Below are 25,172 nucleotides of genomic sequence, written 5' to 3' on the forward strand. Positions count from 1 at the left end.
ATCCGCGCCGTTTTCCAAAAATTTTTACCTCAAAATCTTTTTCAGGCGACCGATCTTTTCCACTAAATACTGATAATACTCCGGGCTGACAACTCCCCACGCGCCGCGCAGGATTTCCTCCGCATACCAGTCGGGCGGCGGAGTTTCGGTAGCCTTATCCACCACCGTAAAGGTCAGGACATCAGTAAGCTTTCGCCCATCCACTTCCACATCCACAAAGGTTGGACGATAAGCGCCTTCCCGCACCCCTTCCCGAGCATACAAATAAGCAAGCGCTCTCCTGCCGATCCGGTAAACCCTTCCCTCAACCACACCCCCCGTCTCCAGAATATCGGCCCGTCCCGTGCCGTCCTGAGCGGACTTGTGGGTAAAAGCGATCTCATAGCCGCGCAACACACCCCGTCCGATCACATCCTGAAACCACTCATGGACACCACATTGCCTGAAGCGTTGATCATCCATACAGGACCCGTAGGCAAAGTACAACCAGGATCGTTTCCCGTCGCCTTCCCCTTCCCTTTCATCGGCATACTGCACGGAAGCTTCCTCAGGGTCCGGCAACCGCAAATAGCACTTCCAGTCACCGGAACGAATCGGCGCAAGCCCATGGGCCCGCTCAGGCGGGTAGACATAGAGGTACGCCTCCAGATCCTCGCGGTCGGTATGGACCACACCCACCACCCGCTCATAGTGGTTATCCGAACTCCCCTCCTCGTACTCTTCCAGCTCATCCAGTGCCGCCAACTGTTCATCCGTCACACGGATTAATTCCCCGTATACTTTCTTGGGAACGTTGCCAGGGCTACTGTCGCAAACCAAAGCCGGATACCCGCACCCTGTATCGTAAAGCGTCCCATGGACCCATGCCTGCTCCGCCACCCGCTCCGCATCAGCCAGCAATCTCGCGTTACTCTCATGGCGGCGCAATGTGCCATACGCAAAAACCAGATGCATGCAAGTCCCCCCTTGTAGCCATACGAGACAACCATTTCTTTCGACGCTGCCATTGTAGCACAGACATCCTGACAACAGGTTGTCACCAAATGCGCGGAATAAAAAAGCCGGACACCAGGCCCGGTTCGATTGACTGACGGAATATTGACCTTTTTTATGAAACGATTACTGTGGATGCGTCCCATACCGTTTTAGCCAACGCTCCAGCTTCTCGCGCATCCTTCTCCGGTATTCAGCCGGCTCCAGGATTTCCGCATCCTCCCCATAGCCGTACAACCAGCGCAAAAACTCTCCGCTGCTGTTCACCGTCACCTCCATCAACACCGAACCATCTTCCTGCTCTTCAAACTTCGGCTTGAGAAACAACTCCTCCTCCAGAACATAGCGGGCCGCCTCCGGCGAAAATCGGACCACAAACCTGATCTCTTCCTGGCCCCTTTCAATCGACCATGTCCCGCGCATGTATTCGTAAATGTTGAAAGGCCGCCGCTCAAAGCATTCGTCCAGTACCTTCACTTCGTGAAAACGGCTGAGGCGAAACGTGCGAAAATCCTGATTGTCATGGCAAAACCCGACGAGGTAAAGCCGGTACTCCCGCGGCAGGAGTTGATAGGGATCGATTCGCCGCCAGCGCGTCTCATTGCGCCCTTGGGAATGGTACAGCGCCTCGATCGTCTTCTGGTTGACAATCGCCCGGAAGATGTCAGGAAACAGGTTGCGCGTCTCAGGCGCATAATGCGGCTTCCCGAGCTGTATCACTTCTTGCAGGCGATCCAGGAACGTGAGCGCGTTTTTCTTTTCCTTGGCATGGGCGGACAAAACCTTTTCATAGGCGCGCCGCCAGGCAGGAGAAAGTTGTTCTCCCAGACGCTCCAGCCAAACGGGAATCATCGAAAAAGCCATGGCTTCCTCTTCGGTCAGATCCATCGGATAAATGGCAAAACTGCCGATAAACCGGTATCCCTTTCCGTACCCCTCGTTGACTATCGGGAAACCGGCCTCCGCCAACAATTCCAGATCCCGGTAGATGGTCCTTTCGCTCACTTCGCACTCTTCCGCCAAATCCGGCGCACTGATTCCCGGACGCGCCTGTATCAAATCGATCAACCGCAACAGCCGGAGCAATCGTTCTTTTGACATGCCCTCACCTCAAACCCATCACTAGCCCCGGAGGAGAACCGGTGTATTCATTGCCGACGCATTCATTTTAGATCATTTTGAAGAAAACTGTCATTCGCATCTGTTTTACACAAAATGGAAACCACCTCATCAACCACCTGATCCGCCCATTGAAACAGCGTCTTCCGATCTGTCGCCGCAATCGGATGCGGGATCATGACAAACGGGTAATCGGGCACCCCGTGCGCCACAGCCATCGCCTTTGCCGAACTGGCAAAAGGTCTGGTAATGATCACGGCGGCTGGAATGTTCCGCTTTTCCATGACAATTCCGTCGAGCAAACTGCCCGAGCTGCAAGACCCTCAGTCACCCACTCCGGCAATCACAAAATCACACTTCGCCAGTTGATCCGCCTCCGCCGCGTTCAACGGATGCGAAAAGGAGTGTTTCCGCACGGAGACCATCTCTTTCAGTTGATATCTTTCCGCCAGGCGCCGGGCCAGGCGACCCAGCACCGTGTCGGAGTTGTGTTTCCGGTTATCGATGATGCCCAGAATGCCGTTTTCCAACGTGACTACCCGGTCCGCCAGCCGGCTCCGCCTTTCAACCACCGGATCACTGGTCGGATTGAGCACGACGAAACGCAAGGTTCCATCTCCTTTCCGAAAAAGTCGGTTTAGCCAATTACATAACCAACGATTTCTGATTTCTGGCCAATCGCCGATTGGCCTGTCACCACCCTCAGGTGCCGCAGGTGGCTTCCCTGATCGCCTTGGTCACGGCACGCGATATAGACGTTCCAAACCAGCCGGGAATACACGCGGAAAAGCGCCCTGCGTCTCCTCCTGCCACCAGAAGAAGGATATCCTCTGGTGACTGCACCGCCCTGACGAGTGTATGTTCGTCTTCCGGTTGGACGGGCTGCTCGAGGTATCCGCCTTTTTTCAGATCGCTGAGCGGACGCGCGGCATGTTCGTAGAGAAATTCCTGCACCGTTCGTTTGTTCCACCCTTGTTCGTGTAAGGTATGGTAATGCTCAGGGCAAAGTACGACCGCCATTTCCGCCTGGCCGCCCATGTTGAACGTTCCAAGGCCGGACATCCGGTCGGCCAGTGTCCGCAGGATATTTTCAGCGTTTAACGCGAAGTGGTTATTGATCTGATTGGGCCCCTCCGCCGCAAAAACCGTTACGGTGCTGACATCCCGATCGTATCCCCGTTGCACGTGGAGCGGTTCCCAGGCCGTATCCTCCCGCTCGGCAATGCAGTAGGTGTATTTTCCCGGATGCCCCAGCGTCGATCGATCAAACTCACGTGAACCGCCCGCATTGATGAGGAACAGCCGGATGGCCCGGCCAATCGTGGCATTGGCGCGGTTTCCCGGTCCAAAGAGGTTCTGCCCCGCATTCATGCCGATCGCCTGGGCAACCGGCCCATTCACAATGATCAAGATGGCCGGCCCATGGGTGCTGGCGCTCGGCCCATGCAGGCCAAACGCGGGATCGCACATGGCGGAAACTGCTGCCACCACCACCGGGAAATAGGCCGGCAGACACCCAGCCATCACCGCGTTGATGGCAACCAACTCCGCCGTAAACACCCGGTTTCTTTCCGGGATGGCGCCAATCACCGTGTCGGGGGCCATATCCACCATGTCCAGCATCTCCTGAACCCGCTCCTCGGTGGGCGGAATCACAGGGAGCCCATCCGTCCATCCCATTTGGTAATAATATTCAATGGCCGCAATGGCATCTGGCAACTCGATCCGGGATGCGCGCAGCGTCATCTCAACACCTCCTTCACCAATATTTTATAAATTGATATTTCTTTTTAAAGTATCATAATTGGTCCTTCTTGCCAAGAAGCTCCTCTGGAACAAACCCATCCGGGAAAAAAATGAAAAAACCCGCCCAACCGGGCAGGTTTGTGGCCAGCCGTCACAACAAACATCAAACCGTCTGGATGGGAGGGATTTACCCCGCCGTTCTTGCCGGCGCCTTGCGGAGAAACAGCCATCCCGCCACAAGACAGACGAACGCAAACGGGATCAGCCATAGCGTCAACTCTTCCACTGAGTTGATTCTGCTCAACCACCGGAAAAGCGCCTTCCAGCCGTCCAACAGATGAAGCATGACAGTCAAGAGCAACACAATCGCAAACGAAGCAAAGAGGCCCAATCTGCCAAAGCGATAGTACAGACATCCGACCACATTGCCACAAGACACAATGGCCAGGATGACGATGAAATGAAACCATAGCAAAAACCAAACGGATGGCCGCTCCATCCAAGGAATCTGATAGAATAGCAAATGTACATCCGGATTCACCGACAAAAACCATTTCTCAATCCCGTACAGCAAGGCGTACACGACTGAAAGGGCAAAGGACACAAGCACATAATGAATCACCGTGGCCAAATAATAATCCCGCCGCGTCACGCTCCAGCCAAGGGCAACCGGCAGCGTGCCATTCACCGTCACCACACCGCCAACCAAAGCGTAAATGTACACGGCAAACCAGCCGCTAAACATGACTCTGCTGTCCGAAAACTGGTATGTCAGATAACAGGAGAGTAGAAACACCGCAATCAATATGGACCAAAAGATGACAAAAGAATGCATCGTATCCATGTAATGCAGCCGCATCATCGCCTTGATTTTACTTCCCACTGCGCGTCCGCTCCTTTCTCCGTCAAGTAGATAAACAGCTTCTGCAAAGGCAAGGGGCCCACTTCCATTCCCGCTGCGGCCGCCTGGCGCCGCTCTTCTTCCGTGCAAGACCCGTAAACCGCAGCGATACGGTTTGAGCCGATGGTCTCCGTATGGAGCACCCTCTTGCCGACGACAAATCGTTCCACCGCTTCGCTGTTGCCGCTGACGGTAAACGCCGACTCACGCAGCCGCTCAGCTTCCTCGTTCAGTAGGAGCTGCCCCTGGTGAATGATCATGACCTGCTCGAACAGCTTACTCACCTCGTCGATCAGGTGCGTCGACAGGATGACGGTCCGAGGGTGTTCCGTATAATCTTCCAGCAATCGTTCGTAAAAAAGGTTCCGGCCGACGGCATCCAGGCCAAGATAGGGTTCGTCGAACAAGGTGATCGGCGCACGGGATGCCAGACCAATGACAATGCCCACCGCCGATTCCATGCCCCGCGAAAGATGCTTGATTTTCCGGCGCATCGGCAGGCCGAAATCCTGAACCAGCCGCTCCGCAAATCGCTGATCCCAGTTCGGGAACACGGCTTTTGCCAAATCCAGCGTCTGGGAGACGGTCAGGTGCTTGACGTACCGCTGGCTCTCCTTGATGAAACAGATGCGGTTCAGACAATCTCTGTTCTCAAACGGAAAAACGCCGCCGATGCGAATCTCCCCTTCATCAGGAAGCAGCTGTCCTGTCAACAGATGCATCAGTGTCGTCTTGCCCGCCCCGTTTCGTCCCAGCACGCCATAGATCTTTCCATCCTCCATGGTAAAGCTCACGCCTTTGACAGCTTCCACATCGCGGTATCGTTTCGTCACATTCCTGCACTCCACTGCCAAGCTCATCACTGCTCCCCTTTCCCGTTATCAAGGCTGCCGTTTTCGATCATGGCGATGATCTCTTCCCGGCTGATTTGGATTTTCTCCGCTTCGCGCAACATCTCCAGGATGTACTTGTCGTAAAATTGTTGCTTCCGCTTCTGAAACAACTTCGCTTGCGCCCCCGGCGCGACAAACATGCCAATCCCCCTCTTTTTGTACAAAATCCTCTCCTCTACCAGAAGGTTAATCCCCTTGGCCGCCGTTGCCGGGTTGATTTGGTAAAACGAAGCAAACTGATTGGTCGAAGGCACCTGATCTCCTTCCCGCAACTTCCCTTCGATGATGTCATCTTCAATGGATTCCGCGATTTGCATAAAAATGGGCTTGCTGTCATCCAGTGAAAATTTCAATCTGTCGCACCACCTCATCGGTTAGTTACTTATGTAATGAAGTATACATCTATTGAAGTAATATGGCAAGTGATCAAACGCACAAAAAATCCCCCTGCCTTCAAGCAAGGGGAAAACGGTTTCGCAAGGGAGCTTTCTGGGCAAGCACGGACAACTGCACACCGCGTGCCACGACGTTGCGCGGCAGCATGCAGGAATTCCCGTGTCCGATATCGAAGCAAGACACCATGGGAAACGATGAGCACCAGAGATGAGCACCAGATTTGTTCAAAACAAGAACGGTGTGGGGGGTGTTGGCCCATACGCGCGTTTTTCTTCGTCGTGCTGTCCCTTTGTTTTTTCATGATGACCGCGTGCTCTCCGGACACAAAACAAGAGCCCCATCGCCATGAAGGCGAAGTCGTTTCAAAAGAAGAAAATGACCATGAGGAACAGACGGAATCGGCAGGCAGACACAAGTCTGAGGCGGTGGACAAGCGTCAAGTGATCGCGAAACATCTTCAAGAACCTTGGGAGATCGCTTTAGTTGGGAATACATTTTATATCAGTGAGCGCAACGGTTCCATTGTTACTGTTACGATGAACGGCGATGTTCAAACACGGAAACCTGTCCGGTTTGAAAAAGACCTATCGCATCAGCCAGAAGCCGGACTGCTAGGAATCGCCTTTCCAAGTGACTTCCAAGAAACAAAAACAGCCTTCGCATATTATTCTTACCAAGAAAACGGAGCGTTTTTTCAGCGTGTCGTCACCATCAAAGAATCACATGACCATTGGGAGGAAACCTCCGTATTACTGGATAAGATTCCTGGCGGTCGCTACCATCAAGGGGGCCGGATCGAAATCGGGCCCGATCAAAAGTTATATGTCACAACGGGCGATGCGGCGAAGCCCGAGTTGTCCCAGGAGCTGGACAGTTTAGCAGGAAAAATTTTACGGATGAATTTGGACGGTTCCATCCCCGATGACAATCCGTTCGGTGAATCCTACGTGTATTCGTACGGGCATCGAAACCCTCAAGGCCTGGCATGGAATTCGGATCATGAGCTTTACGCGACCGAGCATGGTTCGAATGCATATGATGAAATCAATAAGATCGAGGCGGGAAAAAATTATGGATGGCCTGTCATCCGTGGGGATGAAGCGGCAAACGGGATGGCATCCCCGGTCCTGCATTCCGGTGAAGGAACTTGGGCCCCTTCAGGCATGACATATTTTGCTGGCTATTTCTACTTTGCTTCATTGCGAGGAGAAAGCGTGCGAAAATTTGATCCAGTGAATAAAACAGAAGAGATCATGGTTTCAGATGTTGGACGGGTCCGTGATGTCTTGGCAACAAATGAAGGGCTTTACATCATCACCAATAATACAGACGGACGCGGGACACCGTCTAAACATGATGACCAACTCATTTTTATCCCGCTGACATGATCGCCGGCACATCAACAAAAAGCCCCTTGTGAACATGTCGTTGTTCCAAGGGGTAACCATACTTGTAACCATACTTGTCCCGCGCAGGGCAAGCATGTTTTCCTTATCCTCCCTATTATCCTGCCTCATCCTGCGCCCACCACCACCGGTTCCAGCCGCTCCTCCTCACCCGGGCGAAACGGCCGGGAGCGGATGAAGAATCGCACGCCCAAGGGGATTTCGAGGGAAAAGGAGGCCCCTCTTCCCTCGGTCACGTCTACCGTCAATTGGGTGTGTTTCCAGTATTCAAACTGCGGGCCGGAAATGTAAAAGGGACATCCGTGAATCTCCCCCAGCTTCACATCGCTGCTGCCGATGCGAAAGGTTCCCAGCTTGTAACACATCGGCGCCGAGCCGTCACAGCATCCGCCGCTTTGGAAAAACATCAGTTCCCCGTGTTTTTCCCGCAGCCGGTCAATCACTTTTTTCGCTTCATCTGTGACCAGCACCCTTTTGACAAGCTCCATACGAAAGACCTCCCATCAGAAAGCCGACACTGGCCGGGCCATAGCCGGGCGGCAACGATCCCTAAAACAGCCCGACGGGATCTTTGCTGTATGAGATCAGCATATTCTTTGTCTGCTGATAATGCTCCAGCATCATTTTGTGTGTCTCGCGGCCGATGCCGGATTGTTTGTACCCGCCGAACGCCGCATGGGCCGGATAAACGTGGTAGCAATTGACCCAGACACGTCCGGCTTCAATTTTGCGCGCAATCTGATAGGCTTGGTGGACATCCCGGGTCCACAAGCCGGCGCCCAGCCCGTACAGCGTGTCGTTGGCAATCTCAATGAGCTCTTGTTCGTCTTTAAACGTGGTGACGGAGACGACCGGGCCAAAAATCTCTTCCTGGAAAATGCGCATTTTGTTGTGTCCTTTCAGGACGGTGGGCTGAATGTAGTAACCGTCCGGGTAAAGCGGGTGGTCATATGGCTTTCCGCCCGCCAGAACTTCGGCCCCTTCCTGCTTGCCGATGTCGATGTAGCTGAGTATTTTTTCGTACTGGTCCTTTGACGCCTGGGCGCCCATCATCGTTTCAGGATGCAGCGGATCGCCCATTTTGATCTGTTGGACCCGTTTCAACGCCCGCTCCATAAATTCGTCGTAGATCGACTCCTGAATCAGGGCGCGGGAAGGACAGGTGCACACCTCCCCCTGATTGAGGGCAAACATCGTAAACCCTTCAAGCGCTTTCTCCAGAAAAGCATCCTCTTCCCGCATCACGCTTTCCGTGAAAATATTGGGTGATTTTCCGCCCAGCTCCAGGGTCACCGGCGTGATGTTCTCGGAGGCGAACTGCATGATCAGCCGGCCTGTCGTGGTTTCTCCGGTAAAGGCGATTTTGCCCACTTTGGGCGAGGTAGCCAGGGACTGCCCCGCTTCCGGACCAAAGCCGTTGACAATGTTCAGCACGCCAGGCGGCAGCAAATCACCGACCAGTTCGGCGAACAGCATGATCGTGGCCGGCGTCTGCTCCGCCGGTTTCAGGACGACGCAGTTTCCTGCCGCAAGCGCAGGCGCCAGCTTCCAGGCGGCCATCAGGAGCGGAAAGTTCCAGGGGATGATCTGCCCCACCACGCCGATCGGCTCCTTGATGTGCATCGACACGGTATGGGCATCAATCTCCGACACCGTTCCCTCCTCGCCGCGAATCACTCCCGCAAAATAGCGGAAATGGTCGATGGCCAGGGGCAAATCGGCTGCCAGCGTTTCGCGGATCGGTTTTCCGTTGTCCCAGGTTTCCGAGAGGGCCAGCTTTTCCAGGTTTTCCTCCAACCGATCGGCGATTTTCAATAAGATGCGGCTGCGCTCCGCCACCGGGGTATTCCCCCATTTTTCCTTGGCCTGGTGGGCCTTCTCCAGCGCAAGATCAATGTCCTCCTTTTGCGAACGGGCCACCTTGGTAAACACTTTCCCGTTCACCGGCGACGGGTTCTCAAAATACTCCCCGTTTAACGGGGCCACCCATTCACCGCCGATGAAATTGTCGTATCTCTCCCGATATTGCACGAGGCTTCCTGGCGTGTTAGGCGCTTGAAATGCCGACACTTTTTGGCTCATTGGACCGTTCCTCCCCCTCATCATATTCCTGTTGAATTCGGTTTTGCCATCAATATATATAACGTCATGGACAGCCGAATATGACTGGTATATTTCAATGACCAAAGTCAATGACCAACCGGGCCGGAACCTCCCCTTTCTCCACTTTGCGAAACGCCTCTTCAATCTCCTCCAGATGGATTTTTTCGTGAATGACACGCGTCTTCCCCGCCGCATGCAATTCAAAAGCTTCCGCCAGATCCACCCGCGTGCCGACGATCGACCCGACCACGTGAATCCCGTTGAGAACGGTTTCAAAAATCGGCAACTTCATTTCATTGTCGGCCGGCAACGCGACAAACACCAATTTGCCTCCCCGGCGCAAAGAATGGTAAGCCTGTTCGAATGCCCGCGGTGAAACGGCCACACAGATGACTGCGTCGGCGCCGCCCAGCTTGCGAATTTCCTCAACCGGGTCCTGCTTTCTGGCGTTCACCGTATAGTCGGCACCCAATTGTTTTGCCAATTTCAATTTCTCGTCAAACAAATCCACCGCCACGACGGTACCGCCGGCAATTTTCGCATACTGCAAAGCAAGGTGTCCCAAGCCGCCGATGCCAAAAACCGCCACCAATTGCGACGGACGAACGCCAGCCACTTTGACAGCCTTGTAAGTGGTCACACCGGCACAGGTGATCGGCGAGGCATCCACTGGTGCAACGCCTTGCGGGACTTTGACCACTTGTTTTGCATACGCCTTGGCATACTCCGCATGGGTGCCGTCGAGGGAATAACCCGTATTTAATTGCTTTTCACACAGCGTTTCCCATCCGGTGACACAATACTCGCATTCCCCGCACGCGTAACCCAGCCAAGGAATGGCGACCCGGTCCCCTTCTTTGAGATGGGTCACACCCCGGCCGACACTTTCCACCAAGCCTACCCCTTCATGTCCAGGAATAAACGGCAACTTGGGCTTTACCGGCCAATCTCCATGCGCGGCGTGAATATCCGTGTGGCACAAACCGGAGGTTTCGATTTTTACGACAATCTCCCCTTCTCCCGGAGTCGGCTTCTCCACCTCCTCGACCCGAATGGGTTGATGAAAATCGCGAACGACAGCCGCCCGCATTTTAGCCATTACACATCACCTCACATGATTTTTTTAAGGGTTGCCCATTTTCTGGTGGCGCTTTTTCATAAATGCAAGGTTCGTGCCAAGTTGGCCAAAGGACTTGATTGAAGGCCTTCTTGGCTTGTCACAAAACCGGCATGTGCCCATCCCTGTACCACTGGAACAAAAGATTGTTCCACAAGGAACAATAAATGGAACAGTCGAATTTTTTTGTTAATCCATTTCTGTTTGATATAATACAGGGTAAAGAACCATACGGGTTTGAAAAATCGATTCAGAAAGGGGGATGACAATGAAGATCGTGGATTCTTCACCGCAGGCGCTGACCATCTCGCATCAACGCAGCAAGCAATTCGGAGTGAATCCGGAGTACGTGGTAAATGATATCCTGACCGGCGGGGAACTGCTCGACCGGCAAGCGAAACTGGGTCCGCTGCTGTCAATCGCGGAAGCCGTGCTGAAACCGCTTTATACGTTCTTGGAGCAACGGTCGTTTATGGTGTTGATTTCCGACGTAGACGGGTACATTCTCTCCTCTTGGGGAAAGTCTCCGTTCACAGAACGGGCCAAAACCGTGCAACTCAGCACCGGAGCCAACTGGCACGAACGGGTGAAAGGGACCAACGCGATAGGGACCGCCCTGTTGGAGAAAAAACCGGTGAGCGTGGTCGGCAAACAACACTATTGTTATGAGAATCATTTTTTGACCTGTTACGCCGCGCCGCTTTACACTTCAACAGGCGAACTGATCGGGATCCTGGACATCAGCGGCGACGTGCGCGCGCATCACCCCCATACTTTGGGCATGGTGGCGGCGGCGGCGATGGCCTGCCAATCCCGCCTGCTTCTGGAGGAAGCGCGCCGGGAACTGACACTCACCCTCCACGAAGCCGACGCCATGATGCAAACCAGCGCGCAACCTCTCATCTCTGTGGACGGCGAAGGAAAAATTACGCGCATGAACCAGGCGGCCGCGGAAATGTTCAACGTCCAAGCCAGCCAGTGCATCGGCCAGCCGCTGGAAATGATTTTCGGCAAGCGCTACGCTTCGGACATCCTGTCGCTTGCAAGCGGTGACATGGCCGAGGTCCGGTTGAAGAAACGTGCGCATGCCAATGAATCGGACACCTGGATCGTCCGCGCTGTGAAGGACGAGCGAAAACAGCTGTTCAGCACCATTTTGTCCCGTCGGCCATCCCCGATGAAGCTTTCGGAAAGCAGCAATGGAACGGAAAAAGCCGACACAGAAAAGCAAACGAAGATCATCGCCTCCTGTCCCAAGATCAAGCAGGTTTTCGCACTGATCCAGCACGTCGCGCAAACAAACGCCACCGTCCTGATCCGGGGAGAGACGGGCACGGGAAAAGAAATCGCAGCCAGGGAACTGCACCGGCAAAGCGGACGGAAAGGGCCCTTTGTCGTGGTCAACTGTGGCGCCATTCCCGAATCCCTGATCGAATCGGAACTGTTCGGATACGAAAAAGGCGCGTTTACCGGCGCACAGCAGAAAGGACAGATGGGCAAATTTGAAGCGGCGCACCTGGGCACCCTGTTCCTCGATGAGATTGGCGAACTTCCTCTGGCCTCCCAAGCGGTTTTGCTGCGGGTGCTGGAAGAAAAGCGGGTGACGCGCATCGGCTCGCACGAGTCGAAACCCGTGGATGTACGGATTGTGGCGGCCACAAACCGGGATCTGTACAAAGAAATTGCGCTGAAGCGTTTTCGCGCCGACCTGTACTTCAGATTGAATGAAATGGAAATCCTCCTTCCTCCCCTCCGGGAACGAACCGATCTCGACGAATTGATCTGCCATTTTTTGCATGAAATCGCATCTGAACTGGGCATCCACCACCTATCCATCGACCCGGCGGCCATGCACAAGCTGAGGCAATACTCTTGGCCGGGAAACATCCGGCAACTCCGGCACGTCATCCGCCAAGCGGCCTATCAAGTGCACATTGTCAAGCGAAAAAACGCCATCAGCGCTGAAGATCTTCACCTGCCTGAAGAGAAACGAAATGAAAGCGATTTCATCATATTCCAACTGGAAGAAGCGCCTGACTCGACAGCTGCAACAGCCACAACAAATCCAACAGTCGCGGATGAAGAAACACGGATTGCCCATGCCCTCCGCAAAGCGAAGGGCAACATCTCGCAGGCCGCACGGTTGCTCCACATGGGCCGCACCACCCTGTACCGGAAGCTGAAACAATATCCCGCGCTGGCAAACATCCGCGATGAATGGAACACATGATGTCCCAAATGCGACAGCCCGTGCCACGACACACCGTGACACGGGCTGTTTGCAGGTTTCAATGCATATTTCCGTCCAAGGATGGCACCAACTCAAATCCAGATGATAAAAAGTGATGATCAAATCCAAACACCTTACGGATCCCTAATAATTTCATGATTGCAATGCTTGTGGCATCCACATAAGACAAGTTTTGGTCTTGAAAATCATGCAAGATTTGTTCTGAAAGTTTTCTTATCCCATAGTCTAGATAGTGCACCTTCAGGTATCCTTCTTCCTCTGCCTCCTCAATAATTCGTAAAAATTGTATGGCTACATCTGCATGCATTCTGTATCGAAGAAATGTGTAAGTTTCAGATATCACCATGATGCTGCTGACACGTTCCCAGTAACGAGGCATCATTTGATAAGTTTTTTTGGCTTGTTGATGCCACTGATCCCTGCTGTTTACCAACGCGATCCATGCACCAGTGTCAAGAAATATTGAATCTCTTTCCAAGTGCTATAACCACCTTAAATCTTATTCATTCCCATAAATATATTGATCATGGTGAACGGATCCATCGATTGGATTAGAATCAGTAAGATCGAACAATTTCAATAACGGATCGTTTTGTTCTTGTTTCTTCATATATTCATCGATGGCTTCCCGAATCACTTCCGCTTCTGTCCACCGGCGCCTCATGGCAATTTGTTTTATCTTATCATTTTGTTCCTGGCCAAGATAGATTTGTTTGCGAACTTTTTTTCCTGAATGTTTCGCTTTCACGATTTTTCACCTCATGTACATTATATACATATTGGACGATGTATGTAAACCTTCTTCTCATTCTTGGACAATGGCGCCCCGCTTTTGCTTCACCCCTACCATCGTCATATTCCCACCCTGCCGGACCAGCTGAAGCGTGGTCTCTTCCAGCTCATGAGCCTTTAAGGAAAACTGAAACGGAAACAAGGCCGGACACAATACGTTCCAAAAGCATTCCCGCCATTCGCGGCTGACGGGAATGCGGATATTCCAACAGCGCTTCACTTAAGGTAAGACTCAGCGGAATCAGCGGAAAGTGCAACTGTTGCGCCAGGCGCGGCAACACAGGCAGATGCGGCGGATGACACAGAATGAGCAATTGATGGCGGCGCATCCGCAGTTCACGCTGTATTAGCAGTATGTCGATATGGCATCCCTCTTTTCCTGAATCAATTACCTCAACGTACATTTTGTCAGTTTTATCATAGCATACAGATCCTGACAACCTTATGTCAGGATTCATTGAATTCTCTTAGGCATTTTTTGATATAATCTGCCAATTCAAATCAAGCCGACCCTCCACATACCAATATCATCCAAAAACAACCCTGCTGCTATTATATACTTTGCATGTCTTTTTTTTTGAAGTATTTGTCATCTCATCCCCTGCATATTTCTCCCAAAAACAAAAAATCCTAACCAAAGAAACGTTACATCCACGTTTAACACGACTAACATGACCGATACAGGAGGTACCCATGAACATTCGCAAGCAATTTCACAAGAACTTTCCCTGCATTATAGCCCTCTTCATCATTGCCATCCTCATCGCCACGGGCTGCACGCAAGCGATTCCCCCAGAAACCCGCCAACCAGGGCCAACAGGCATCACATACCGGCTTGACACGACGCAGCGGAACGTTCCACCTCCGACCCGGACACCGGATTTGCATGGCGGACCGGAACATGCCATCCGCCAGCCTCATCCGCTCACCTTATCTGATTTGAGGAAGAAATACCCCAGCACGTTTATCCTCAATGCGCCATCGGCCAAACGGGAAGTGGCGTTGACCTTTGACGACGCCCCTGACAGCATCTACACGCCGCAAATCCTGGATGTTTTAAAACGAGAAGGCGTCAAAGCCACCTTTTTCGTCGTGGGAAACCGCATCGAGGCCCATCCCGAAATCATGCGCCGCATCGTGAAGGAAGGACACGCGGTAGGCAACCATTCCTACAATCACGCCAACCTCCCCAAACTGAAAGATGGCCCGTTCCGTAATCAGATTGAAAAGACGGATCAACTCATTCGCCGCTTTACGGGGCATATCCCTCGTTTTGTGAGGCCCCCTTACGGAAATATTCAGGAAGAGCAAATCAAATGGCTGGCCAGCCAGAAAAAAACGATCGTCAATTGGAACGTGGATTCGCTGGACTGGAAAGGCTTGAGCGCAGAACAAGTGGCAACCAATGTGCTGGCCCATGTGCATCCGGGCGCCATCATCCTGATGCATTCAGGCGGAGGCGCCGGAGAAGATCTGTCAGGAACGGTCAACGCGCTGCCTGAAATTATCCGCAAGCTCCGGGCTGATAACGTCAAGCTGGTCACCATCCCAGAGCTGCTTGAGTTGCCGCCTGGGGTGTCATGACTGGCCTGGGGTGTCATGACTGGCTTTCAGCCGCATGGCATCCCCGGTTCATCGTCCATGGCAGAGCCGCATGCATTTCATCGCAAACAGATTCTGGAATGATTGCAGGATAAACGCCTGATCCTCTCCTCTAGCCACGAACTCCTCTCAGCATGGTCCCCCATTCAGAATCAGCAGTGTTTCATGCCGGGAAGGCAGCAACGATGCCGACGAGAAACATCCCGTCAAAAACACCAGCCCCGCCTAATACATCAGCACCGCCAAATACTCAAAACCATATCCCCCGATTTCCAAAGCCGCCTCCTGTTGCCAGAATATGTTTTTGGATTTGGATCAATTTAATGACAAACGCTGTCCATCCCTATCCATTTTAATCCGTACAGGTTATTATGTAATAATGAGTTTGAAGTGTATCCTAAAACTGCCGCGCGTCATCTAAAAGGGGTGTTTTAATGGGAAAAAGACCGTTTAACGATACCTTTTTAAAAGCGTGCCGCCGCGAACCGACACCGTACACGCCGGTCTGGTACATGCGTCAAGCGGGCCGTTATCAACCCGAATACCGCGCCATCCGGGAAAAGTATTCCTTTTTTGAGATGAACGAAATACCGGAGGTTTGCGCAGAAGTCACCCGCCTGCCGGTCGAACAGCTGGGTGTGGATGCAGCGATTCTGTTCGCCGACATCATGACCCCGCTACGGCCGATCGGGGTTGACGTGAATATCGTCTCCAGCATCGGCCCCGTCATTCAAAACCCGATCCGCTCAAAAAAGGACGTGACCCGGATACGGGATCTGGAACCGGAAGTACATATCCCATACATAATGGAGGCTGTACGCATCTTAACCGAACAACTTTCTGTCCCTTTGATCGGATTTGCCGGTGCGCCGTTTACCATCGCCAGTTATTTGATCGAAGGCGGCCCATCAAAGCATTACCATAAAACAAAAGCCTTCATGTATTGTGAACCCGACGCCTGGCAAGCCCTGATGGAAAAACTAAGGCAAGTCACTGTGGCTTATTTAACGGCACAAATCAAAGCTGGCGCCACTGCCGTGCAAATCTTCGACTCGTGGATTGGCGCGCTAAGTGTCCACGATTACCGGATGTATATCGCACCGGTGATGCAGCAGATTTTCAGCCAACTAAAGGATCTGGACGTCCCGTTGATTTATTTCGGCATCGGCGCCGGCCATCTGCTGGAAGAGTGGGACAAACTCCCGGTAGACGTGATCGGCCTCGATTGGCGCACCTCGATCAACGAGGCGCGAAAGCGGGGGATTGAAAAAGCGCTGCAGGGGAATCTCGATCCCGCCCTGCTCCTTGCGCCGTGGGAAACGCTAAAAGAACGGACACAGTCGATTCTCGACGAAGGGACGCAATCACCCGGCTTTATCTTCAACCTCGGTCACGGCATCTTTCCGGAAGTGAACGTGGACACGGTGAAAAAATTAACTTCTTTCATCCACGAATATACGAAAAAGTAAAGAAAGCAAGGTGTAAAACATGTCAAAAAAAACTGTCGGACTACTTGTCATGGCTTACGGCACGCCGCGAAACAAGGAAGAGATTGAACCGTACTACACCCACATCCGCCGCGGCAAAAAACCGCCACAAGACTTGCTGGAAGATCTGATTCGCCGTTATGAAGCGATCGGTGGCGTTTCCCCTCTCGCGCAGATTACGGAACGGCAGGCAGCAACACTGGAAAAGGTGTTAAACGAGCGGAACACAGAGATTCATTTTAAACATTACCTGGGGTACAAACATATTGACCCGTTTATCGAAGACGCTGTTTCAGCCATGCACCGGGACGGCATCGAAACGGCCGTCGCGCTCGTCCTCGCTCCCCATTATTCGACGTTCAGCATCAAATCGTACCACGAACGGGCACAAAAACAGGCGGAAGCGCTCGGCGGACCGGCGCTCTTAAGCATTCACAGTTGGTACGACCAACCCAAATTCGTCCGTTACTGGGCAGAACAAATCCAAAAGACGATGGCGCATATCCCAAAGGAAGAACACGACAAGACGGTCGTCATTTTTTCAGCCCATAGCCTCCCTGAAAAAATCATCCGGCTGAACGATCCGTACCCGCAACAGTTGGAAGCAACCGCTCAATTGATCGCCGAGCAGGCCGGGATAAAACATTACGCGGTCGGCTGGCAAAGCGAAAGCGCCACCGGTGAACCGTGGCTCGGCCCCGACGTGCGGGAACTGACACGGAAGCTGTTTGAACAGAATCAATACACCGCTTTTGTCTACTGTCCTGTCGGATTTGTCGCCGACCACTTGGAAGTGTTGTACGACAACGACGTGGAATGCAAAGCGGTCACCGACGAGCTTGGGGTCCGTTATTACCGTCCGGAAATGCCCAATGTTCATCCGTTGTTTATCGAAGCGTTGGCCGATGTCGTCGAAAAAACAGCGCATCAAATCTTGGAAACGCACATGTTGGAGGTTCAACATGAATCTTAAGCACCCCCACATCACCATTGTCGGTGGCGGGATGACCGGCCTGTCCGCCGCCTTTTATTTGGCGAAAACGATCCAGGCGGAACGTCTGCCAATCCGCTTTACGCTTGTCGAAGCAAGCGGCCGGCTCGGGGGAAAAGTGCGCACGGAACACCGGGACGGCTTTATCATTGAGCAAGGTCCTGACTCGCTGCTGGCACGCAAAAAAGCCGGGCCCCAGCTGATTGCCGAGCTTGGCCTGGAACATGAAACGGTTCGCAATCAGACAGGGCAATCGTACATTTTACATCACAACCGGCTCTTTCCCATTCCGGAAGGCGCGGTGATGGGCATCCCGACCAGATTGACACCCTTTGCCGCCACTCCGGTCATTTCCCCGCTGGGAAAAATGAGAGCCCTGCTCGGCGATCTTCTCCTCCCCCGTTCCCCGCAGCACGCGGATCAGTCGGTGGGACACTTTTTCCGCCGCCGCCTTGGCAACGAGATTGTGGAGCGATTGATCGAGCCTCTGCTCTCGGGCATCTATGCGGGAAATATCGATCAATTGAGCCTGATGGCCACATTTCCCCAGTTCTACCATCAGGAACAAAAATACCGCAGTTTAATGATCGGCATGAAAAAAACAGCCCCGCAAACGAAAAAGGGCGAAGCGCAAGGGGCCTTTCTCACATTGAAACGAGGCCTGTCTTCGCTTGTCGAAGCGATCACGGATCATCTGTCGCCGGCCGCCATCCGATTGAACACAGCCTTGACCCGCATCGAAAAGGCTGAAAGCGGCTATACCCTCTACTTCCGGGACGGGAATTCCATCGCGACCGATGCCGTCATTCTCGCCGTTCCCCATGACGTCACGACACACGTTCTTGCTCATTACCCATTTTTGCATTTAAATCGCGACGTCACAGCCACCTCCGTTGCGACAGTCGCCCTGGCTTTCGATGCCAAAGACATCCATATCCCATACGAAGGAACCGGCTTCGTCGTCACGCGCACGTCCAAGCATACGATCACGGCGTGTACGTGGACACACAAAAAATGGCCCCATACGACACCTGAAGGAAAAGTGCTCATCCGCAGTTACGTTGGACGGGCCGGCGACCAGACAATTGTCGACCAGTCAGACGAGACGATCGTGCAGACCGTGCTCCATGACTTACAGGCCGTCACTCCGATAAAAGGAAATCCCTTGTTTTACATCGTCACCCGCTGGCGCGAAGGGATGCCCCAATACGTTGTCGGCCACAAGGAATGGCTAAAACAGGTGCATGATCAGCTGGACAAACACCTTCCCGGCATCCGGCTAGCCGGAGCCTCCTATGAAGGCGTCGGCCTTCCCGACTGTATTGAGCAAGGGAAAAAAGCGGCCATGCAAACGATTGACCACATCAAAACGCGTCTATTGTGAAATGGAATCGACATTGATTGGAGGTATGACGATGCATGTCCCTCCCCAGAATGTGCAAATCAAGCGCATTTATGATCCTCCTGAGCCAACCGACGGCAGGCGGATCCTTGTCGATCGTCTCTGGCCCAGGGGGGTATCGAAATCCCGCGCCGCCATCGACGAGTGGGCCAAAGAGGTATCCCCCAGTCCCGAACTGCGCAAGTGGTTCAAGGACCACCCGGAACGCTTTGAAACGTTTCGCAAACGGTATATTGAGGAACTGCTAATGATTCCGGAAAAGTCCAAAGAAATTGCCAGGCTTCGACGTCTGGCAGCGGAGGAAAAACTGACGTTACTGTATGCCAAAAAGAACCCTGATTGTAATCATGCCCTCGTCCTGGCAGAAGTGATCCGGGGAACCGTCGACATGGAATCTCCTTCTGCAGAAGGTCCCCTTTCACTCCTTTAGAACAAGATCATTGATTGCAGCGAAAAGCCCAACAGTTTCGTGTATCCACACAAAGCCTGCGGCTGGCAAACGCCATACGGATCACGGGCCAATCATCCGTGTCGCCGCGAAAGCGCGGGCGCGCGGCTCTCCGCATACGCATCGACACGCATTGGCCTTCTTCCTTAAAGCCATCCACACTTTTTCTGAATAAGAATAAAATAAACCCCTTCTCCCCCCCACCGGAACAACATAATCAAAAAATTTCAAAAAATCGCATTCGCAGGACAAGCCGGCCCGCAGGCTCCCCTGATCACGATAAACAGCCCCTTCCGCTCATGCTGTAATCTGCCGCACAGTGGAACTTTTTTCAACATGGACAAGATGTCGGGTCATCCATTGGACACAAAAAAGCTCCTTGCATCTGCATTTCTATTAAACAATTAACCTGACATTTACTCAGACGATATGAGAAGTCATTTCTTTTAATCTTGACACTATGCAGAGAGATGTTATACTTATGCAGAACCTGCGTCAAGGGAAATCCCTGGCGCGTATTTTATGATTGAAACGGCAAGCCATGCCCAAGCTCTGGGCAAGGCATCCTCACCGACAAGGAGACGGAAACCATTTTTCGCCCCCATGTTGCCCGATGTTCCCGGGCTCAAGACAGACACGGCTTCCGTCAGCGTTCATACAGTCCCATAATGCGCACCACCAAGGAGGATGAGAACATGAAGAGCTACCTTGTTCTTGAGGACGGCACCGTTTTCCAGGCGGAGGCCTTTGGCGCCCCAATCTGGAACGTCGGTGAGGTAGTTTTTAACACCAGCATGACCGGTTACCAGGAGATTCTCACTGATCCCTCATATGCCGGTCAAATCGTCACCATGACCTATCCCCTCATCGGCAACTACGGCATCAACCCCGAGGACTTCGAGTCCCGGCAACCCTTTGTGCGGGGCTTTGTTGTAAAGGAACTCTGTTCAGACCCCAGCCATTGGCAAGCCCACCGTTCCCTCAACGATTATCTCACGAAAAACGGCATACCGGGTCTCTTCGGCCTCGATACCCGGGCCCTCACCCGCCACCTGCGGGTGGAAGGAACGCTCCGGGGCGTGCTGGCCACAGCCGACTACGGTCCCGCCGAGGCCAATCAGGACCTAGGCGCCAATGGCGGACTCCTCGCCCTTGCCGGCCAATGGCGAGTTCCCCACCTCCCTCCATCCCTAAGGGACTGGCTCATGGAACTGCAGCTCAAAGCCCAGCAATTCGTTCTATCCCGCCCCGTACTGGAGGTAACAACCCCCACCGCCTACCACCTGGAGCCTCAGGACGGACGAAGCCGGGGTCCCAAGGTCGTGGTGGTTGATTTCGGGGTGAAGCAGAACATCCTGCGCATACTCACCAGCCTCGGATGCCAGGTAACGGTGGTGCCTGCCACCGCCACCGCCGAGGAGATTCTGGCTCTGGAGCCTGCCGGCGTTCTTCTCTCCAACGGCCCCGGCGACCCCAAGGACGTACCCGAGGGCATCGCCACCGCCCGGATCCTCATGGCAGCCGGTATCCCCCTGTACGGTATCTGCCTGGGTCATCAGATTCTGGGCTTGGCCATGGGCGGCAACTCCTTCAAACTCAAGTTTGGCCACCGCGGAGCCAACCACCCGGTAAAGGACTGCCTGAGCGGCCGAATCTACATCACCTCCCAAAACCACGGGTACTCCCTTGACGAGTCCACCCTCCCTCCTGAGGTGATGGTCACCCACCGCAACCTTAACGATAACACGGTCGAGGGCATCATGCACACCCAGCTCCCCGTCTGGTCGGTTCAGTACCACCCTGAAGCCTCTCCGGGTCCGGAGGACTCCCGGTACCTGTTTGACCGCTTCCTCACGGCGCTTGTCCGCTGAATCCACTCCGCCGCCTGGAATGGACAGATCGGCGCCTTACGCCCATGCGTGCCCTCAGGAAGAAGGTAGAGCAGCAAATGACGAAGGAGGAGTAAGCATGCCTAAACGGAAAGATCTCAAACGGGTGCTGGTGATAGGCTCAGGTCCTATCATCATCGGCCAGGCCGCGGAGTTCGACTACTCCGGTACCCAAGCTTTGCAAGCCCTCTTGGAGGAAGGGCTGAAGGTGATCCTTGTCAACCCCAACCCCGCCACCATCATGACCGATGCCCAAATGGCGGACCGCATCTACCTCGAACCCCTCACCCCGGAGTTCGTGGAGCGGGTCATCGCCAAGGAGCGGCCCCAGGGACTTCTGCCCACCCTCGGCGGCCAGGTGGGGCTCAACCTGGCTACCCAGCTGGCCGAAACCGGTGTGCTGGAGAAGTACGGTGTCGAGCTCATCGGCACGCCCCTTCAGGCCATCCGTCAGGCGGAAGACCGGGGCGAGTTTAAGGCTCTCATGCACACCTTGGGTGAACCCATCCCCGAGTCGGCCATCGTCACCAGTGTCAGTGATGCCCTGGCCTTTGCCGAAAAAATCGGTTTCCCTGTCATCGTCCGCCCAGCCTACACCTTGGGCGGCACCGGCGGAGGCATGGCAAAAGATGCAAAGGATCTGGCGGAAATCGTGGGCCGTGCGCTAAAGCTTTCGCCAATCGGCCAGTGCCTCATTGAACAAAGCGTCTACGGATGGAAAGAAATCGAGTATGAGGTCCTGCGGGACAGCGCCGGCAATGCCATCACCGTCTGCAACATGGAAAACATCGATCCAGTGGGCGTTCACACCGGCGACTCCATTGTGGTAGCTCCGTCCCAGACCCTGACTGACCGGGAGTACCAGATGCTCCGCTCTTCCGCTCTCAAGATCATCAATGCCCTTGGCATCCAGGGTGGCTGCAATGTCCAGTTTGCCCTCAATCCCAATAGCCGGGAGTACGTGGTCATCGAGGTCAACCCCCGCGTCAGCCGATCCTCGGCCCTCGCATCAAAAGCCACTGGCTATCCTATCGCGAAGGTATCGGCCAAAATCGCCATCGGGCTCACCCTTGATGAAATCAAGAATCCCGTTACCGGCACCACTTACGCCGCCTTCGAACCTGCCCTTGACTACGTCGTTGTAAAGATTCCTCGCTTCCCGTTCGACAAGTTCCCCGGCGCCAGCCGCATCTTGGGCACCCAGATGAAGGCCACCGGCGAAGTAATGGCGATCGACCGCACCTTCCCCGGCGCCTTGCAAAAAGCCATCCGTTCCCTGGAGATCGGACGGGACGGCCTGATGCATCCAGGCATCCAAAACATCTCAGATCAAGAGCTGGAGCAGAAAATCATCACGCACAACGACGAACGGCTCTTCGCCATCGCCGAGGCCCTGCGCCGAGGATGGACCTGGCAAACCATATCCCGCCTTTCCCACATTGACAAGTTCTTTGTCCAGGGCATCGGTCAAATCGTCGAGATGGAGCGGCTCATCGCCCATAGCGGATACGAAGGGCTAAATCGAAGCATTCTCTGGAAGGCCAAACGTTTGGGCTTTTCCGACTCAGCCATCGGCCGGCTGGTGGGGAAAGACGCTCTCACCATCCGCCAGCTCCGAAAATCCCTCGGAGTACGGCCCGTCTACAAAATGGTAGACACTTGCGCCGCCGAATTCGAGGCCGCCACGCCCTATTACTACAGCACCTACGACGGTGAAACAGAGGTAGAGGCGCCCTCAGGTGCCAAGGCCATCGTCTTGGGCTCGGGGCCAATCCGCATCGGCCAGGGCATCGAGTTCGATTACAGCGCTGTCCACGCCGCTTGGGCCCTTCGGGAGGAGGGCATTCAGTCCGTCATTATCAACAACAACCCCGAGACCGTATCCACTGACTTCAACACCTCCAACCGTCTCTATTTCGAACCCCTCACTGTCGAAGACGTTCTCAACGTCATCGAACAGGAAGGCGGCGAGTGGCCGTACGGCCACGGTCAGCCGGACATTGCCGGCGTCGTGGCCCAGTTCGGCGGCCAGACGGCCATCAACCTTTCCGGCCCCCTGGCGAATGTGGGTGTGCCTCTTCTCGGCACCCCCGTGGAGGAGGTGGACCGGGCCGAAGACCGCAAGAAGTTCGACCAACTGCTTGCTGAGCTCGGGATTTCCCGTCCCCCTGGGGGGACCGCCGTCACCGTTGAAGATGCGGTACGCATCGCCAACCAGATAGGTTATCCTGTCCTGGTCCGGCCTTCCTACGTCCTTGGTGGCCGGGCGATGGAAATCGTTTATTTTGAGGAAGAACTCCGCGCCTACATGGCCACGGCGGTTGAAGTGTCTGAATCCCGGCCGGTGCTGATTGACAAGTATCTGCTCGGCAAGGAGATTGAGGTGGACGCCGTCTCCGACGGCAAGCAAGTGCTCATCGCCGGCATCATGGAGCACGTGGAGCGGGCTGGCGTCCACTCGGGCGATTCCATTGCCGTCTACCCGGCCATGGGCATCAGCCACAAGGTACGGGAACGGGTCCTTGACTACACCACCCGCCTCGCCCTCGCCCTTAGGGTAAAAGGCCTGGTAAACATTCAATATGTCATCTATGGCAGCGAGGTGTACGTGCTGGAGGTGAACCTACGCGCATCCCGCACGGTACCGTTTCTTGCCAAAGCAGCCGGTATCCCGCTCGCTAACCTGGCGACTCGGGTCATTGCCGGCCGTACCCTGCAAGAGCTGGGTTACAAGCCTGCCCCTGATTCGGCGGTCATCCGGCACACATTGAACGTTTCATCTGGCCAAAGCGCCGAGGGCTACGGCTGGATCTGGCCCGAACCAAACCGGGTGGCAGTCAAGGCTCCGGTTTTCTCCTGGCAGAAACTCACCTCGGTGGATGTCTCCCTTTCACCTGAGATGAAATCCACGGGCGAGGTCATGGGCTCCGATCGGGACTTCCCACGTGCCCTCTACAAGACGCTTCTGGCCGCGGGCCTTAGGGTGCCACAGAAAGGAGCGGTGCTCATCACCGTAGCGGACCGTGACAAGGCAGAGATACTGCCCATCGCCGCCGAACTGGCGTCCCTGGGCTTCCGAATCTTTGCCACCAGCGGCACCGCCAGGGCGCTGAAGGCCTCTGGGATCCCGTGCACCCAGGTGAACAAGGTCTCCGAAGGGTCCACCAACATCCTGGATCTCGTCCGAAACGGTGAAATCCACCTTGTCATCAACACCCCTTCCCGCAGCAATCGTGAGGTGGACCGGGACGGCTTCCTCATCCGCCGGACGGCTGTGGAACACAACGTACCGTGTCTCACCAGCCTCGATACGGCCCGGGCAGTGGTTCAGATGCTGGCGGCAATCTCAGAGGGGACGCCCATGGACGTCTCGGCACTGCAAGACTGGAACAGTGTCCCTCAGATCTAGCCAAAAACCCTATAGACGAAGAGGACGTGGCTTAAAGCGAAAACCCTGGATGATGGGGCCCTGGCGCCGCATCACCCAGGGTTTTTACTGTCCTGTGGGCATCGAGAAAAAGCGAAAGAGACCCCTGGCTCGCCAAGCCAAACACAAAACGGGTCTCTTCGCTTCACGATCTATTCAATTTCTGCTATTCTTCTTCTGCTATTCTTCAGCTCAACGATGCTGCTTCG

The 25,172-nt window shown here is 54.2% G+C and carries 24 protein-coding genes; 9 read left to right on the forward strand and 15 right to left on the reverse strand.

What is annotated here, in order from left to right; all coding sequences use genetic code 11:
- Positions 1-24: 24 nt before the first annotated feature.
- The 8 genes from BAA01_16645 to BAA01_16680 form a co-directional block, all read right to left on the reverse strand.
- A complete protein-coding gene (locus BAA01_16645; GenBank protein OUM87037.1) occupies positions 25-954 on the reverse strand; it encodes a hypothetical protein in 930 nt (309 codons plus the stop codon).
- Positions 955-1,119: 165 nt separating this feature from the next.
- Positions 1,120-2,094, reverse strand: a complete 975-nt coding sequence (locus BAA01_16650) for a transcriptional regulator (GenBank protein ID OUM87038.1) — start codon at positions 2,092-2,094, stop codon at positions 1,120-1,122.
- Between the two features lie 62 nt (positions 2,095-2,156).
- Positions 2,157-2,414: a hypothetical protein gene (locus tag BAA01_16655; protein OUM87039.1), complete on the reverse strand. Its 258-nt coding sequence runs from the start codon at positions 2,412-2,414 to the stop codon at positions 2,157-2,159.
- A 21-nt stretch (positions 2,415-2,435) separates the two neighbouring features.
- Positions 2,436-2,720, reverse strand: coding sequence for a hypothetical protein (locus tag BAA01_16660; protein OUM87040.1), 285 nt, complete (start codon positions 2,718-2,720; stop codon positions 2,436-2,438).
- 94 nt (positions 2,721-2,814) lie between these two features.
- The gene (locus BAA01_16665) at positions 2,815-3,858 is read right to left on the reverse strand and encodes a hypothetical protein (GenBank protein OUM87041.1); all 1,044 of its coding nucleotides are present in this window, start codon (positions 3,856-3,858) and stop codon (positions 2,815-2,817) included.
- Positions 3,859-4,045: 187 nt separating this feature from the next.
- Positions 4,046-4,741, reverse strand: coding sequence for a hypothetical protein (locus BAA01_16670; GenBank protein ID OUM87042.1), 696 nt, complete (start codon positions 4,739-4,741; stop codon positions 4,046-4,048).
- Positions 4,717-5,619, reverse strand: a complete 903-nt coding sequence (locus tag BAA01_16675; GenBank protein ID OUM87043.1) for an ABC transporter ATP-binding protein — start codon at positions 5,617-5,619, stop codon at positions 4,717-4,719. Before BAA01_16675 ends, BAA01_16670 begins: the two co-directional genes overlap by 25 nt.
- Complete coding sequence (locus tag BAA01_16680) at positions 5,619-6,023, reverse strand: GntR family transcriptional regulator (GenBank protein OUM87044.1); 405 nt, start codon at positions 6,021-6,023, stop codon at positions 5,619-5,621. The genes BAA01_16675 and BAA01_16680 overlap by 1 nt, the downstream gene beginning before the upstream one ends.
- A gap of 324 nt (positions 6,024-6,347) precedes the next feature.
- On the opposite strand from BAA01_16680, the gene BAA01_16685 reads away from it, so the two are divergent.
- Positions 6,348-7,436, forward strand: coding sequence for a quinoprotein glucose dehydrogenase (locus BAA01_16685; protein ID OUM87074.1), 1,089 nt, complete (start codon positions 6,348-6,350; stop codon positions 7,434-7,436).
- Between the two features lie 125 nt (positions 7,437-7,561).
- On the opposite strand, the gene BAA01_16690 is transcribed toward BAA01_16685, so the two are convergent.
- The 4 genes from BAA01_16690 to BAA01_16705 form a co-directional block, all read right to left on the reverse strand.
- Positions 7,562-7,942: a UDP-glucose 4-epimerase gene (locus BAA01_16690; GenBank protein OUM87045.1), complete on the reverse strand. Its 381-nt coding sequence runs from the start codon at positions 7,940-7,942 to the stop codon at positions 7,562-7,564.
- 61 nt (positions 7,943-8,003) lie between these two features.
- A complete protein-coding gene (locus BAA01_16695) occupies positions 8,004-9,536 on the reverse strand; it encodes an aldehyde dehydrogenase (GenBank protein ID OUM87046.1) in 1,533 nt (510 codons plus the stop codon).
- 94 nt (positions 9,537-9,630) lie between these two features.
- The gene (locus BAA01_16700) at positions 9,631-10,656 is read right to left on the reverse strand and encodes a zinc-dependent alcohol dehydrogenase (protein ID OUM87047.1); all 1,026 of its coding nucleotides are present in this window, start codon (positions 10,654-10,656) and stop codon (positions 9,631-9,633) included.
- Positions 10,657-10,712: 56 nt separating this feature from the next.
- The gene (locus BAA01_16705; GenBank protein OUM87048.1) at positions 10,713-10,943 is read right to left on the reverse strand and encodes a hypothetical protein; all 231 of its coding nucleotides are present in this window, start codon (positions 10,941-10,943) and stop codon (positions 10,713-10,715) included.
- On the opposite strand from BAA01_16705, the gene BAA01_16710 reads away from it, so the two are divergent.
- Positions 10,943-12,904: a hypothetical protein gene (locus BAA01_16710; protein ID OUM87049.1), complete on the forward strand. Its 1,962-nt coding sequence runs from the start codon at positions 10,943-10,945 to the stop codon at positions 12,902-12,904. The genes BAA01_16705 and BAA01_16710 overlap by 1 nt on opposite strands.
- A 58-nt stretch (positions 12,905-12,962) precedes the next feature.
- On the opposite strand, the gene BAA01_16715 is transcribed toward BAA01_16710, so the two are convergent.
- The 3 genes from BAA01_16715 to BAA01_16725 are packed head-to-tail and all read right to left on the reverse strand — an operon-like array spanning position 12,963 to position 13,937.
- On the reverse strand, positions 12,963-13,403 hold the full coding sequence (locus tag BAA01_16715) for a hypothetical protein (protein OUM87050.1): 441 nt from the start codon (positions 13,401-13,403) through the stop codon (positions 12,963-12,965).
- Positions 13,404-13,424: 21 nt separating this feature from the next.
- Positions 13,425-13,673: a hypothetical protein gene (locus BAA01_16720; protein ID OUM87051.1), complete on the reverse strand. Its 249-nt coding sequence runs from the start codon at positions 13,671-13,673 to the stop codon at positions 13,425-13,427.
- A 57-nt stretch (positions 13,674-13,730) separates the two neighbouring features.
- Positions 13,731-13,937, reverse strand: coding sequence for a hypothetical protein (locus BAA01_16725; protein ID OUM87052.1), 207 nt, complete (start codon positions 13,935-13,937; stop codon positions 13,731-13,733).
- 473 nt (positions 13,938-14,410) lie between these two features.
- Here BAA01_16725 and BAA01_16730 point away from each other — a divergent pair, with 473 nt between their 5' ends.
- From BAA01_16730 to BAA01_16760, 7 genes are all read left to right on the forward strand, one after another.
- Positions 14,411-15,301: a chitooligosaccharide deacetylase gene (locus BAA01_16730; GenBank protein OUM87053.1), complete on the forward strand. Its 891-nt coding sequence runs from the start codon at positions 14,411-14,413 to the stop codon at positions 15,299-15,301.
- A gap of 452 nt (positions 15,302-15,753) precedes the next feature.
- Positions 15,754-16,788, forward strand: a complete 1,035-nt coding sequence (locus BAA01_16735) for a uroporphyrinogen decarboxylase (protein OUM87054.1) — start codon at positions 15,754-15,756, stop codon at positions 16,786-16,788.
- Positions 16,789-16,807: 19 nt separating this feature from the next.
- On the forward strand, positions 16,808-17,779 hold the full coding sequence (locus BAA01_16740) for a ferrochelatase (protein OUM87055.1): 972 nt from the start codon (positions 16,808-16,810) through the stop codon (positions 17,777-17,779).
- On the forward strand, positions 17,769-19,181 hold the full coding sequence (locus tag BAA01_16745; protein ID OUM87056.1) for a protoporphyrinogen oxidase: 1,413 nt from the start codon (positions 17,769-17,771) through the stop codon (positions 19,179-19,181). The genes BAA01_16740 and BAA01_16745 overlap by 11 nt, the downstream gene beginning before the upstream one ends.
- Positions 19,182-19,212: 31 nt before the next feature.
- Complete coding sequence (locus tag BAA01_16750) at positions 19,213-19,629, forward strand: hypothetical protein (GenBank protein OUM87057.1); 417 nt, start codon at positions 19,213-19,215, stop codon at positions 19,627-19,629.
- A 713-nt stretch (positions 19,630-20,342) separates the two neighbouring features.
- Positions 20,343-21,518, forward strand: coding sequence for a carbamoyl phosphate synthase small subunit (locus BAA01_16755; GenBank protein ID OUM87058.1), 1,176 nt, complete (start codon positions 20,343-20,345; stop codon positions 21,516-21,518).
- Positions 21,519-21,615: 97 nt separating this feature from the next.
- A complete protein-coding gene (locus BAA01_16760; protein ID OUM87059.1) occupies positions 21,616-24,945 on the forward strand; it encodes a carbamoyl phosphate synthase large subunit in 3,330 nt (1,109 codons plus the stop codon).
- Positions 24,946-25,172 lie beyond the last annotated feature (227 nt).

It is taken from the genome of Bacillus thermozeamaize (assembly GCA_002159075.1).
Lineage (GTDB): Bacteria > Bacillota > Bacilli > ZCTH02-B2 > ZCTH02-B2 > Bacillus_BB > Bacillus_BB thermozeamaize.